General features: G+C 38.2%; 11 protein-coding genes and 1 riboswitch. Of the genes, 8 read left to right on the forward strand and 3 right to left on the reverse strand.

Annotated features, from left to right (window positions below):
* Positions 1 to 13 precede the first annotated feature (13 nt).
* Together RUH60_RS09150 and RUH60_RS09155 are read right to left on the reverse strand one after the other, a co-directional pair.
* Positions 14 to 628 carry a deoxynucleoside kinase gene (locus RUH60_RS09150; protein WP_313807584.1) on the reverse strand — a complete coding sequence of 205 codons (615 nt, stop codon included), beginning with the start codon at positions 626 to 628 and terminating at the stop codon, positions 14 to 16.
* Entirely contained in the window at positions 628 to 1419 is a 792-nt protein-coding gene (locus RUH60_RS09155) for a hypothetical protein (RefSeq protein ID WP_313807585.1), read from the reverse strand. Before RUH60_RS09155 ends, RUH60_RS09150 begins: the two co-directional genes overlap by 1 nt.
* Before the next feature lie 110 nt (positions 1420 to 1529).
* Here RUH60_RS09155 and RUH60_RS09160 point away from each other — a divergent pair, with 110 nt between their 5' ends.
* Both RUH60_RS09160 and RUH60_RS09165 read left to right on the forward strand, forming a co-directional pair.
* On the forward strand, positions 1530 to 2408 hold the full coding sequence (locus tag RUH60_RS09160; RefSeq protein WP_313807587.1) for a GLPGLI family protein: 879 nt from the start codon (positions 1530 to 1532) through the stop codon (positions 2406 to 2408).
* Between the two features lie 29 nt (positions 2409 to 2437).
* Positions 2438 to 5194, forward strand: coding sequence for a carboxypeptidase-like regulatory domain-containing protein (locus RUH60_RS09165; RefSeq protein ID WP_313807589.1), 2757 nt, complete (start codon positions 2438 to 2440; stop codon positions 5192 to 5194).
* Between the two features lie 53 nt (positions 5195 to 5247).
* Here RUH60_RS09165 and metK read toward each other — a convergent pair whose 3' ends face one another.
* Positions 5248 to 6498, reverse strand: coding sequence for a methionine adenosyltransferase (gene metK, locus RUH60_RS09170; protein ID WP_313807591.1), 1251 nt, complete (start codon positions 6496 to 6498; stop codon positions 5248 to 5250).
* A gap of 318 nt (positions 6499 to 6816) precedes the next feature.
* On the opposite strand from metK, the gene RUH60_RS09175 reads away from it, so the two are divergent.
* The 6 genes from RUH60_RS09175 to RUH60_RS09200 all read left to right on the forward strand — a co-directional run bounded on the left by RUH60_RS09175 (position 6817) and on the right by RUH60_RS09200 (position 13602).
* On the forward strand, positions 6817 to 7713 hold the full coding sequence (locus tag RUH60_RS09175; protein WP_313807592.1) for a T9SS-dependent choice-of-anchor J family protein: 897 nt from the start codon (positions 6817 to 6819) through the stop codon (positions 7711 to 7713).
* 539 nt (positions 7714 to 8252) lie between these two features.
* Positions 8253 to 8429: a hypothetical protein gene (locus RUH60_RS09180; protein WP_313807594.1), complete on the forward strand. Its 177-nt coding sequence runs from the start codon at positions 8253 to 8255 to the stop codon at positions 8427 to 8429.
* 17 nt (positions 8430 to 8446) lie between these two features.
* Positions 8447 to 8905 (forward strand): OsmC family protein, encoded by a 459-nt coding sequence (locus RUH60_RS09185; protein ID WP_313807596.1) that lies wholly within the window; start codon positions 8447 to 8449, stop codon positions 8903 to 8905.
* Positions 8906 to 8984: 79 nt separating this feature from the next.
* Complete coding sequence (locus RUH60_RS09190) at positions 8985 to 9974, forward strand: alpha/beta fold hydrolase (protein WP_313807598.1); 990 nt, start codon at positions 8985 to 8987, stop codon at positions 9972 to 9974.
* Between the two features lie 13 nt (positions 9975 to 9987).
* A complete protein-coding gene (gene thrA, locus RUH60_RS09195) occupies positions 9988 to 12405 on the forward strand; it encodes a bifunctional aspartate kinase/homoserine dehydrogenase I (RefSeq protein ID WP_313807600.1) in 2418 nt (805 codons plus the stop codon).
* 24 nt (positions 12406 to 12429) lie between these two features.
* A complete protein-coding gene (locus RUH60_RS09200) occupies positions 12430 to 13602 on the forward strand; it encodes an aminotransferase class I/II-fold pyridoxal phosphate-dependent enzyme (protein WP_313807602.1) in 1173 nt (390 codons plus the stop codon).
* Between the two features lie 124 nt (positions 13603 to 13726).
* Positions 13727 to 13811, forward strand: a riboswitch (SAM riboswitch). This riboswitch is flagged as partial in the annotation.

Raw genomic sequence — 13811 nt, forward strand, 5'->3', positions numbered from 1 at the left:
CGGGAATGAAATTTTAAAATAAACCGTTGATTTCAGCGTCAATGCGATTGATGACGTTTCCTAAATCTTCCGGGCTGTTTACATAATCGATATTGTCTACGTCGATAATTAGTAGTTTTCCTTTGTTGTAAGTTTGAATCCAAGCTTCATAACGCTCGTTCAATCGGCTTAAATAATCAATCGAAATCGTGTTTTCGTATTCGCGACCGCGTTTGTGAATCTGTCCCACCAAATTCGGAATGGAACTTCTCAAATAAATAAGCAAATCCGGCGCGCCCACTAAATTTTCCATCAGTTCAAATAAGGATGAATAATTTTCGAAATCGCGGTTGCTCATCAAGCCCATCGCGTGTAAGTTTGGCGCAAAAATGTGCGCATCTTCATAAATCGTTCGGTCCTGAATGATTTTTTTGCCACTTTCACGGATTTTCAAAATCTGACGGAAACGGCTGTTCAAGAAATAAATCTGCAAATTGAACGACCAGCGGTCCATCGAATGGTAAAAATCATCCAAATATGGGTTTTCTTCCACATCTTCAAAATGCGGTTCCCACTTAAAATGCTTGGCTAAAAGTCGCGTTAGTGTTGTTTTTCCGGCTCCGATATTTCCAGCGATGGCTATGTGCATTATGGTAAAATTATTTTATAAGTTCTGATTTGCTCGTTGGTAAAAATAGACAAAATTTGGTCTCTATAGTAAAAACTTTTGATGCTTTTTTCTTCCGTTGGAATGATTTGCGAAGTTTTCGTTTCGCAATTGTAAATGCTTAAAATGTTGTCTTTTTTTAACAGAATTTCAGTAGAAGACAATAATTCAAATTGATCAAATTCCGGTAAATTTCCCAGTAAATTAATTTTTCCGTAGATGTTGGAAGCAAAAAGTTGCAGCTGATTATTTGTCCAATAAAAGTAATTGTAATTGGATTGGCTTTGGACAATCGGTAATTCGATGTTGGCGGTAATCGGTTGAAAATGATTTTTTACAAAGTCGTAAAGTCCTAATTTTTGTGAGTTCTGATCGTACAACCACAACCTGTTTTGTGACGCTAACCGAACTTGAGTCGGAAAAAGCTCCGGATTGGTTTCCGAAAAATTGATTTTGATGGTTTCATTCAATTGATTATCCAAAAGTACAACCGCATTCATTTGCTTGTAAAAAAGCACGATTTGCAACGGATTTTGTAAATCGGTACTTTCAATTTTACCTAAAGCGATGTTTTTGTATTGAAATTCAGCTGTTTTATTTTTCTTTTTAAAAACCTGATTTTGAATGGTGTAATAATTGTCAAAGGAATCGGTTCCAACATAGGAATCGGCAATTACTTCTTGAGCAGCAATAAGCTGAAGACTAACCGTTTTGGACTGAGCAAAACAATTCGTCACGGCAAAAAGCAACAAGATGTGTGTTAAAATTTTCATCTTTGCCAAGGTACAAATAAACCTTTTACAATTTTGTAAGTCTTATTAAGAATTTATGTAACAAATAAGGAGCTCAATCGTCTTATTAACTCTAAAACTATCTGTAGATTATGAAAAAAACATCCATATTGCTAGTCGCTTTTTTCGCGTCAATTACTGCTTTTGCACAAGATTTTCAAGGAATGGCGGTTTACGAGTCTAAAACCAGTACCTCAGATTTTAAATCCAGAATGGACGGAAATAAAGACATTACGCCCGAAATGCGAAAAATGATCGAAGAGCGTATGAAAAAAATGTTTGAGAAAACTTTCATTCTGAATTTTGATAAGACATCATCCATTTACAAAGAAGAAGAAAAATTAGACGCACCAGGTCAGGACAGAGGCGGTTTCCGTATGATGAGTTCGATGATGGGCGGTGGCGGAACCTACTACAAAAACGTAAAAGAGAAAACATTTACCGTAGACAAAGAGTTTATGGGGAAAGAATTTTTGGTGGTCGATTCACTTCCGAAATTGGCTTGGAAACTGGAAAGCGAAACCAAAAAAATCGGAGATTATACTTGCTTTAAAGCAACTGCGGTAAAACCAGTTGATGCTTCCGACATGCGTAATTACCGTGAGAAAAAGAAAAAAGAAGGCGAAGAGAAAAAACAATCGACCAACTTTATGGACGATTATGAAATGCCGAAAGAAATCACCATTACCGCTTGGTATACGCCAGAAGTACCAATCAATCAGGGTCCTGAAGGTTATTGGGGATTGCCAGGTTTAATTTTAGAAGTTAACGACGGGAAAACTGTGGTGATGTGTTCCAAATTAGTTATGAACACTAAAGACAAAGTGGAAATCAAAGCGCCTAAAAACGGTAAAGAAGTTAAGCAGAAAGAATACGACGAAATCGTAACCAAAAAAATGGAAGAAATGCGCGATCAGTTTCAATCGCAAGGTGGAAATAGAGGCGGAATGCAAATCCGAATGGCTAGATAATCGATTGACAATTGCAGAAGTATTTCACAATGACAAATAAATTCTTAACACTGCTGATGTTCTTGGTAACGTCAGCAGTTTTTTCACAAAATGTAAAGTTCGAAGGAACGATAAAAGACACGACTGGTTTTGCTTTAGAAATGGCAAACATCATGGCGGTTAATCAAACGACCAAAGCGATGGATGGCTATTCTATAACTAATGACAAAGGGCGCTTTCAAATCCTATTAAACCCGAATACAGCTTACGATATCAAAGTGAGTTATGTCGGTTATCAGGCGTATACAACGACTATTAAAACCGGAACCGAACCGATAATTAAAAACATTGTTTTAAAAGAAGGAACGATGTTGCAGGAAATCGAAATCGTGAAGGAAATGCCGGTTTCCATTAGTGGCGATACGATTATTTACAACTCGGATTCGTTTCGAAACGGTACCGAGCGTAAACTGGAAGATGTGCTGAAAAAACTACCTGGCGTTGAAGTCAATAAGGATGGTGAAATTCAGGTAGAAGGGAAAACCGTTCAAAAAGTAATGGTGGAAGGTAAAGATTTCTTCGATGGCGACACAAAATTGGCCACAAAGAATATCCCTGCCGATGCGTTGGATAAAATTCAGGTGTTACGCAATTACAATGAAGTTACCAATTTGAAAGGATTGGAAAACAACGAAGAAAACGTAGCACTTAATATTAAGTTGAAAGAAGGAAAGAAAAACTTCTGGTTTGGAGATATGACCGCAGGAATTGGTGTTGGGCATAAAGAAGACCGGCATATTCTCAATCCGAAATTGTTTTATTACAATCCGAAATACAGTATTAACGCTATCGGGAATTTCAACAATATTGGAGAACTGCCTTTAACCATGCAGGACTACTTCAAGTTTACGGGCGGTTTCAAAAACATGATGCGCCGCGCCGGAACCAGTTTCAATGTAGTATCCAACGACTTAGGAATCTTAGGGTTGAGAAACAATCAGGCAAAAGAAATTGATACCAAGTTTGGAGCGGCGAATTTCAGTTACAATCCTTCAAAAGCATGGAGTATTAGCGGTTTTGGGATTCTAATGGGTAGTGAAACCGATTTGCAGACCAATTCCAAATCGACTCGTATCGATCGTGACGGTGTGACAACTGTAAACGATGAAACCAGCGTAACAAAGCAGGAAAGCCGACTTGGGTTATTTAAATTAAGCTCGAGTTACGTGCCATCTGAAAAAGTGCATTTCGATTATGATGCTTTGGCAAAGTTTTCGAAACAAGACGAATTGAGTACGTTGTTGTCTAATTCTGATGTTACAACCAGCTCCGGAACTGTGTCAGTTTTTAACGATGTGTATTCGAAAAAGAAACAGAATCCCTTTTCCTTTAATCAGAATTTGAATTACTACTATACGCTGAACGAAAAACACGTCTTTGCCTTTGAAATGCAGCATTTATATCAGGATGAAGATCCGTTTTACAATGCGAATTTGGCGGTTCAGCCGTTTATGTTGTCAGGATATGATAACGGTCAAACCAGAAATGACGTGAGTCAAAATCGTTTTGTGAAGACGAATAAAATTGACGGGAAATTCGATTACTATTATATGGTAACCCCAAAAAGCAACATCAATTTTACTTTAGGAAATACCTATTCGTATCAAAATTTCAATTCACACATTTTTCAGATTTTAGACAATGGAAATCAGAACGATTTGAATGCGGATGAAAACAACAATGATGTGAATTACGCTTTCAACGATGTATTTTTAGGCTTGCATTATAAATTTATTACGGGGAAATTTACGTTCAATCCAGGTTTTACGTTCCACAATTATCAAACGAAAGATGAGCAGTTAGGAAGTTCAAACACAATGTCATTCAATCGTTTCCTGCCTGATTTTTATGCTTTGTGGCAGTTGAAGAAAGCGGAAACACTGACATATAATTTCACGATGGCGAATAGTTTTACCGACATCAATAAGTTGGCGGAAGGCTACGTGTTTTCCAATTATAACAGCTTGTTCAGTGGAAATCGTATGTTAGAAAATTCACTTTCGCAAGTACATTCCCTTCGTTATTTTAAGTACAATATGTTCAATTTTGAGAACATTTTCGCGAATCTTACTTATACGAAACAAGTTGACGGAATTAAGAGCCGCGCTTTGCTGACAGGAATTAATCAGGAATCGACTTCAGTGAATATGGATTCTTCGTTTGCCGATGAAACACTTTCTGGAAGCGGAAATTACGGCCGTTCGTTTTTGCGTTATTACAAAGGTTCAGTAGGCGCAAGTTTAAACTGGAGTAAGTTTAACAACCTTCGTGTATATCCGGACAGCGACACGAATCCGGACAACAATCCGACCGAAATTCAAAGTACCGAATCATTTACGCAAAATTACAACGTGAAGTTTTCGACGAATTATAAGAAGATTCCAAATATCGAAGTGGCTTATAATTTCACGATTAATGATTTTTCGAGCGATGTGTATTATGTAGATGCGCCGTCGGTTACTTTGGAATACTACTTTTTAGATGCTTTTTCATTTACTTCGGAATATACTTTCTATCACAATCGGAACAAATCCAAAACTGTTGAGAACGAATACGATTTCTTAACAGCAGCGTTAATGTATCAGAAAAAAGACAGTAAATGGGAATGGAAATTATCCGGAACCAATTTGCTGAACACTGGTTCGTTAAACAACAGTAGTTTTAGTCAGTTGGGAGGAACCAGTAGTTTTTCAAGCTACATCGTTCAGCCGCGTTATTTGATTTTGAGTTTAAAATATGCCTTATAAAAGAAAAGCCTGACTTTAACGAGTCAGGCTTTTTTTATTGTTGTTTCTGAAAATTATAGTCCGAAAGCAGCTTTCACTTGGTCTACATAATCTAATTTTTCCCAAGTAAACAATTCTACAGTAACGGTTTTCTCTTCTCCGCTTGGTGATTTGAAAGTTTTGGTTACGGTTTCCGGTTTTCTTCCCATGTGTCCGTAAGCAGCAGTTTCACTGTAAATAGGATTTCTCAATTTCAAACGTTGTTCGATGAAGTAAGGGCGCATGTCAAAAATAGCTTCTACTTTTTTAGCGATTTCACCATTCGTTAAATTTACTTTTGAAGTACCATAGGTTTCAACAAAAATACCCATTGGTTTTGCTACTCCAATTGCATACGAAACCTGTACTAGAATTTCGTCAGCTACTCCTGCAGCTACTAAGTTTTTAGCGATGTGACGTGTTGCATACGCTGCAGAACGGTCCACTTTTGAAGGGTCTTTTCCAGAGAAAGCACCACCACCGTGAGCTCCTTTTCCACCGTAAGTATCTACAATGATTTTTCTTCCAGTTAAACCAGTATCACCGTGAGGACCTCCGATTACGAATTTTCCTGTCGGGTTGATGTGGTACTGAATTTTATCGTTGAATAAATGCGCATACTGCGGGTATTTTGCAATAATTCTCGGAATCAAAATCTCAATAATGTCTTTTTTGATTTTTGCCAACATTGTCGGTTCATCAGCGAAATCATCGTGCTGTGTAGAGATTACGATAGCATCAATACGCATTGGTTTGTTGTTATTGTCGTACTCTAAAGTTACCTGAGATTTAGCGTCGGGACGTAAATATGTAATTGCCGAATTCTCTCTTCTTAAAGCTGCCAATTCTTGCAATAACTTGTGAGACAAATCTAAGGCTAAAGGCATGTAGTCTGCTGTTTCGTTGGTAGCATAACCGAACATCATTCCCTGGTCTCCGGCACCTTGCTCTTCTTTGCTGGCGCGGTCAACTCCTTGGTTAATGTCCTGAGATTGTTCGTGAATAGCCGATAAAACCCCACAAGAGTTTGCTTCAAACATGTATTCACTTTTCGTATAACCGATTTTTTTGATTACGTCACGTGCAATTTGTTGAACGTCAAGATATGTTTTTGATTTTACTTCACCAGCAAGAATCACCTGACCAGTTGTAACCAAAGTTTCACAAGCTACTTTAGAATCGGCGTCGAAAGCCAAAAAGTTGTCGATTAATGCATCTGAAATCTGATCCGCTACTTTGTCCGGATGTCCTTCGCTCACTGATTCTGACGTAAATAAATAAGCCATAAATAAATTGTTTTAAAATTTAATTAGTGAGGAAATAAATTTGCAGCGATTGCCTAAAGAGTAGTGTTACTGCTTTAGCATTTTTTTAATGAGGTTGCAATCAGTTCAAATTTTTCCTCTTGATTTTCAGGTGCAAATGTATGAAAGAAATTTTATTTTCAAATGAAACTTAACTTTTTTTACTGAAGGCTCTTTTTTTGATTTCAAATTCTTGTTAGAATTATGTATTTAGGCTGTGAAAACATGTCTTTAATCGATGTAATATTGTAGATATAAGGCATTTCGTATTTTTGGTAAACAATTAAAAAATAGAAAATTATGATTAGAAAACTACTTTTTTGGAGCTTAGGATTTGCTTTTTCGATTGTTAATGGTCAAAATTTAATGACTGAGAACTTTGATGTATTAGGAGATCCTGTTACGTTGCCTGCAGGTTGGACGGTTACCAATCAGAGTAATCCTGTAGGGACTATTGGATGGTTTAGAGGAGGTGGAGGAACTACTTTTGCCGGATACAACGGAGGTCAGACAGGTTATATTGGAGCTAATTATAATAATACAGCTGGAACAGGTGTTATTAGTAACTGGTTAATGTCGCCCGTACTTACGTTGGAAAATGGTGATGTGATTTCTTTTTATACAAGAACTGCAACCGGTTCAACTTGGGCTGATAATCTTGAATTGAGATTAAGTACAAACGGGGCAGGTTCTGTGAATCCATCCGGGACGACTGGAGTTGGTGATTACACAACACTTGGGGTTACCGTAAATACCATTTTTCCTACTGCATCGGGTTATCCACAGGTTTGGACACAATACAGTTATACTGTGAGTGGTTTGGCTGGCGCTACTAGTTGTAGGGTTGCATTTAGGTATACGGTTCCAACAAGTGCCGGACCTAGTGGGAGTAATTCTAATTTCATAGGAATAGATGCGTTTTCTGTTGACAGGACTTTAAGTTCAGAGGACTTTTTTATGAAGAATTTTGCATTGTATCCAAATCCGGCGAGAAATGTATTGAATGTTGTTTCTATATCTAATTCAATGATTCAATCTGTTCAGGTTTTAGATTTGAATGGGCGAGTGGTGAAAAATGCTAGTGTGAGCGGAATAACTGATTTTCACATGAATGTCGCAGATTTGAATACAGGAATGTATTTTGTTAAGATTGTTACAGATGAAGGAAATGCGACTTCAAAGTTTATGAAAGATTAGTAAAATTTAAGAACTTTTTTAAGGGCAATCTTCGTTATGAAGTTTTAATACGTAGTATTAAAGAATCTTTTAAAAAAATAAATTGTTAAATTTTGGTTCTGATGTTTGGTTAATTCAAATTTAGTTTTCAATTTTGCGACATCAAAACAGAATAAAAAAATGATTTTTACAAAGCGATATATGTGTCATTTTATGTGGAAAATAACCGCAGAGGACCTTATTGCTTAATTTTTAAATTCAATTTAAAATATACAGCCAAAGCCTCTGCATACCGCAGAGGCTTTTTTTATTTAAACCAAAACCAACAAGAAAACTTAAATATTTAATCAGAATTAGAGAAAAAATGAGAACAACGGCAATGAAAAATATGTTTATGAAACGAATGATGTGCATGTATACGCACCACATTCCCCATTATTGTTGCCGAAAGCGGAAGAGTTAATCTCAAGTTATAGTTCAAACTGTAAAGTCCTTTTGGTAACAAATCCAAAAGGACTTTTTTATTTCAAATCATTTACAATTCATTAAAAATTTAAGACATGACAGCTTTAAAAAATAAAATCAGAAGAATCCAGGAAATCGTTGCGCTCATCGAAAATGCCCAAACGATTTCTGTTGAAAATTCAATAAATCAAGTAATCGAGGAAGTTGCAGATACTTCAGAATTGTTGTTACTGCAAATCAATTCCGAAGAAAATGAATTTCTTTTCATCTAATCCTTAAAATCAACAACATGAGCAATAAAGTAGTTACCGTAACAGGAATTTCAGAAAACAGCAATCAGTTTTCTGTTAGCACAAACGGTTCGAGTTTAAGTATTAACAATACGATTTCAGTTGGTTCGGGAAAAGTGCCAAGTCCTACGGATTATTTGCTGGCAGGATTTGCCGGGAGTATCAATGCAGTAGGTTTGATTGTAGCCGAAGAATTGGGAATCGAATTGCAATCCGTTCAGGTGGATATTATCGGAGAATTGGAAACCAAAAAAGTGGAAGGAATTCCAACCCGTTCCAGAGCAGGCTTCCGAAAAATTGAAGTGATTGTCAAGCCAACTTCCGACGCGCCATTAGTCTTATTAAAACAATGGATTGATGAGGTAAAAGAAAGATGTCCGCTTCGTGATAACTTAATCAATTCGACTCCGGTTTTACTAACCCTTTTAAAAGAATACAAGCAGCACGACGCTGCCTAACGATACGTTGTTTTGTTTGTTAAACCGCCTTCGGTACGTCTGCCAACACAGCCGGAGGTGGTTTTTAAAAAAGAGAAAAATGAGTTTACAAAAAATAGATATTTTCGACATCACACTCCAAAACGGAGCTTACAAACGTTGGTTGCCATTGTATTATCAGGCATTTGGTCAACCTGTTGGAACCGCTCCGGTGGTTTTGGTGAATCATGCCTTAACCGGAAATTCTCAGGTAATCGGAGAAAATGGTTGGTGGAATGCCTTAATCGGAACAGAAAAAACCATCGATACAGACTTTTATACCGTTATCGCCTTCAATATTCCGGGCAATGGTTTCGATGGAAATACAGAAAACCTGATTCAGAATTATAAAGAGTTCACAACGAAAGATATTGCTCTGTTGTTTTGGGAAGGCTTGCAATTTCTTGGAATTCACAACCTTTTTGCGGTAATCGGTGGAAGTTTGGGCGGAGGAATTGCCTGGGAAATGACTTTCTTAAAACCAAATCACATCGAAAACCTAATTCCTGTAGCATCAGATTGGAAAGCTTCGGATTGGTTGATTGCGAATGTTTTAGTACAAGATAAGATTCTGAATAATTCCTCAAATCCGGTTCATGATGCGCGTTTGCATGCGATGTTGTTGTACCGAACTCCGGAATCGTTAAAAGCAAAATTCAATCGAAGTAAGCAAGAAAATCAGGAGTTGTACCAGATTGAAAGCTGGCTCTTGCACCACGGAGAAAAACTCGAAAATCGTTTCGCTTTGGAATCCTATAAACTGATGAATCATCTTTTGAAAACTATCGGAGAAGCTACAAATTGTGGTCAGTTTATCAGTTTCGCCAAACAAACCACAGCTAATATTCATTTGATAGCGGTCGATTCGGATTGTTTTTTCACAGCAGATGAAAATCGCGAAACCTATGAAATCCTGAAGCGCGTGAATTCCAATGTAACCTATCATGAAATTAAATCCATTCACGGGCACGACGCTTTTTTAATTGAGTTTGAACAGCTCAACACCATACTGAAAAACACCTTTACAACACAAAAAATAAAACTAAACTAAAAACAAAACGACTATGAAAATTTTAAAATTCGGAGGAAAATCCTTAGCCTATGACGGCGGTTTCGACAAAGCAATCAACATTATTTTAGACAAAGTCCATCGACAGGAAAAGTTCGCGGTTGTGGTTTCCGCCATTGGAAATGCAACCGATGATTTGGAAGAAATTCTCGAAAAAGCCAAGCGGAACGAAGTCTATCAAGTGCAATTGGAAAACTTCAAAAACTACCAAAAGAACAATTCTGCCGCTGATTTGAAAACCGAGTTTGAATTACTCGAAAAACTATTTGAAGGTGTAGCACTTTTAGGTGATTACAGTAAAAAAATAAAAGACAGTGTGTTAGCTCAAGGCGAAGTGATTTCCGGAAAAGTGGTCACTCAGGCTTTGAAAGAAAAGGGAATCAACGCTAATTTTTCCGATACCCGCCAACTGATTAAAACCGATGCCAAGTTCGGGAACGCGCAACCGGTCGATGTGATTTCCCGAAAGAACGTTCAAAATCATTTTGCCGCCAATAACGGAACCACCGTAAACATCGTAACCGGCTTTATTGCTTCCAGTACCGATGGCGAAACCACTACTTTAGGGCGCAACGGTAGTAATTTTACTGCTTCACTTCTTGCTAATTATTTAGATGCCGAAGAATTACAAAGCTTCACCCATGTAGACGGGATCTTTACTGCCAACCCGGATTTAGTACCGGACGCCAAAAAAATCGACCAGCTTTCTTTTGAGGAAGCTAACGAAATTGCCACTTTCGGCGCCACTATTCTTCACGCCAAAACCATAATTCCGCTTATTGAAAAGAAAATTCCACTTCGAATTTTAAATACGTTCAATCACACCCACAACGGAACGTTAATCAATGCTGAAAACTCCAGAAAAGGCATCAAATCACTTTCAGTATTAGAAAATGTAACTTTAGTAAATTTAGAAGGTCGCGGATTGTTGGGAAAACCAGGAATCGACGCCAGAATTTTCAGAGTATTAGCCCAGAACAACATCAGTGTAAGCATTATTTCCCAAGGCTCTTCCGAAAGAGGTATCGGGTTTATCGTAAACGCCGTAGATGCTCAAAAAGCAAAAGCCGCCATCGAAGCCGAATTCGAACTGGATTTTTATACAAAAGACGTCAGTAGCGTTTATTTAACCGAAAACGTATCGGTCATTTCCATCATCGGACAGGAATTGGCCACGTTCAACAAACCTTATGATGCCTTAATCCGCAATCAGATTGTACCGATTTTGTTCAACAATACCGTAACGGGAAAAAATGTGAGCTTGGTAGTGGAAAGAGTTCAGCTTAAAAAAGCATTAAACGTAATTCACAGCGAAATTTTCGGAATCACCAAGAAAATCAATTTGGTAATTTTTGGTCACGGAACAGTTGGAAAAACGTTAATCAATCAGTTGTTGGAAAGCCGTGAAAACATCATCCAACGCAAAGGAATCGAGCTTAATGTGGTAGCGATTGCTAACTCTCGTCAGTTTATCTTCAATGCTAAAGGAGTTTCTAAAAAATGGGAGTCAGAATTGCAGACTTCAACTCAAAAATCATCAATAGAAAATATTCTAACCGCAGTAAAAGAGCAGCATTTAGGGAATTTAATTGCGATTGATACTACAGCCAGCAAAGATTTTGTATCCAATTATGTTGAACTGATTAAAAATGGCTTCGATTTGGTTTCTGCCAACAAAATTGCCAACACCAAAGAATACAGTTTCTATAAAAACCTGCGTGAGAATTTAAATTTCTACCAAAAGAACTATCTGTATGAAACCAATGTGGGTGCGGGGTTACCGTTAATTGATACGATTCGTCTGCTGCATCATTCTGGTGAAAATATTACGAGAATTCGCGGAGTTTTCTCGGGAACTCTGAGCTACCTTTTCAATAATTTTTCCGTTACTGATAAATCGTTTAGTGATGTTTTAAATGAAGCCATCGAAAAAGGTTTCACCGAACCCGATCCGCGCGAAGATCTGAATGGAAACGACGTCGGACGCAAATTATTAATCCTTGCCCGCGAACTGGATTTGAGCAATGAGTTTTCTGAAATCAAAATCCAAAACCTGATTCCTGAAAACCTAAGAGAAGGAAGCGTGGAAGAGTTTCTTTCAAGAGTAGAAGAATTAAACCCGATTTATCAGAATGTTAAAACCAGTCAAGCCGAAAACCATGTGTTGCGCTACGTTGGCGATTTGTCCGGTGATTTATCCGTGGAAAACGGAGCGAATCTGGAAGTAAGTCTGGTTTCTGTACCGCAGGAAAGCTCCTTAGGACAACTAAAAGGCTCCGATTCCATTTTCGAAATCTATACCGAATCCTATGGTGAAAACCCAATAGTGATTCAAGGCGCAGGCGCAGGAGCTGCTGTAACCGCACGTGGAGTTTTTGGCGATATTTTAAGATTGGCAGAAAAAAGTAAATAATAAACAACAAACAAAACAATTAAAATGAGTAATTCAGCATTCGGCTTCGAAACCCAAGCCATTAGAACCCAAACCGAGCGCACCCAGTTTTTAGAGCATTCCGTGCCGTTATACTTAACATCCAGTTTCGTTTTCGAAGATGCGGAAGACATGCGCGCCTCATTCACCGAAGAAAAAGAGCGCAACATTTACAGCCGTTTCAGCAACCCGAATACCAGTGAATTTGTGGAGAAAATCTGCCAAATGGAAGGAGCCGAAGACGGTTACGCGTTTGCCACCGGAATGGCGGCGGTCTATTCCACGTTTGCGGCACTGTTGGAATCGGGCGATCACATCGTTTCGGTAGGAAGTGTTTTTGGGTCAACCCATACGTTGTTCACCAAATATTTTCCGAAATGGAACATCACCACGAGTTATTTCGACATCAACAAACCCGAAACCATTGAAAGTTACATTCAGCCGAATACCAAAATCCTTTTTGCCGAATCGCCCACCAATCCTGCTGTAGATATTATCGATTTGGAATTGTTAGGGCAAATCGCCAAAAAACACAACCTGATTTTAATCATCGACAACTGTTTTGCTACACCATTTTTACAAAACCCAATTCAATACGGAGCGGATTTGGTCGTGCATTCCGCCACGAAACTAATCGATGGTCAAGGTAGAGTTTTAGGCGGTGTAACCGTGGGTAAAGCCGATTTAATCCGTGAAATTTATTTGTTTTCACGAAACACCGGCCCGGCTTTGTCACCATTCAACGCCTGGGTGTTATCCAAAAGTCTGGAAACTTTGCCGATTCGCGTGGAAAAACACTGCGAAAATGCGGTAAAAGTAGCCGAATTTCTGGAAAGCCATCCGAAGGTAAAGCAAGTAAAATATCCTTTTTTGAAATCGCATCCACAGTATGAAATCGCCAAAAAACAAATGCGTTTGGGCGGTAACATCGTAGCCTTTGAAATCAAAGGAGGTATCGAGGCCGGCCGTAAATTTCTGGATAAAATTCAGTTGTGCTCGCTTTCCGCAAATTTGGGTGATACCCGAACCATTGTAACCCATCCGGCCTCCACCACCCACAGCAAATTATCGGAAGAAGAACGTTTAGCGGTAAGCATTACCGACGGTTTGGTACGCGTTTCCGTAGGTTTGGAAACCGTTCAGGATGTTATCAATGATTTACAGCAAGCGTTAGAATAATAAACTGCTAATTGTTGAAATATTGGAATAAAAATCTAAAATAATTTATTTTAAAATCAATAATTAGAAAATATTTCCGAATTCAAAATTATTTGTTAGCTTTGCCCCGTTCTTACACAAGCTGATGTTATCACGAAAGGCAGAGGGACTAGACCCGACGAAGCCTTAGCAACCCTACTCTTGTAGAAGGTGCTACATTCTACCGCACA

The sequence above is a fragment of the Flavobacterium sp. genome (assembly GCF_032153895.1).
Taxonomy (GTDB): domain Bacteria; phylum Bacteroidota; class Bacteroidia; order Flavobacteriales; family Flavobacteriaceae; genus Flavobacterium.

Bases quoted from the DNA above. Each gene is read 5' to 3' on its own strand.
- RUH60_RS09150 (WP_313807584.1), bottom strand. From the start codon at position 628: ATGCACATAGCCATCGCTGGAAATATCGGAGCCGGAAAAACAACACTA.
- RUH60_RS09155 (WP_313807585.1), bottom strand. From the start codon at position 1,419: ATGAAAATTTTAACACACATCTTGTTGCTTTTTGCCGTGACGAATTGT.
- RUH60_RS09160 (WP_313807587.1), top strand. From the start codon at position 1,530: ATGAAAAAAACATCCATATTGCTAGTCGCTTTTTTCGCGTCAATTACT.
- RUH60_RS09165 (WP_313807589.1), top strand. From the start codon at position 2,438: ATGACAAATAAATTCTTAACACTGCTGATGTTCTTGGTAACGTCAGCA.
- metK (WP_313807591.1), bottom strand. From the start codon at position 6,498: ATGGCTTATTTATTTACGTCAGAATCAGTGAGCGAAGGACATCCGGAC.
- RUH60_RS09175 (WP_313807592.1), top strand. From the start codon at position 6,817: ATGATTAGAAAACTACTTTTTTGGAGCTTAGGATTTGCTTTTTCGATT.
- RUH60_RS09180 (WP_313807594.1), top strand. From the start codon at position 8,253: ATGACAGCTTTAAAAAATAAAATCAGAAGAATCCAGGAAATCGTTGCG.
- RUH60_RS09185 (WP_313807596.1), top strand. From the start codon at position 8,447: ATGAGCAATAAAGTAGTTACCGTAACAGGAATTTCAGAAAACAGCAAT.
- RUH60_RS09190 (WP_313807598.1), top strand. From the start codon at position 8,985: ATGAGTTTACAAAAAATAGATATTTTCGACATCACACTCCAAAACGGA.
- thrA (WP_313807600.1), top strand. From the start codon at position 9,988: ATGAAAATTTTAAAATTCGGAGGAAAATCCTTAGCCTATGACGGCGGT.
- RUH60_RS09200 (WP_313807602.1), top strand. From the start codon at position 12,430: ATGAGTAATTCAGCATTCGGCTTCGAAACCCAAGCCATTAGAACCCAA.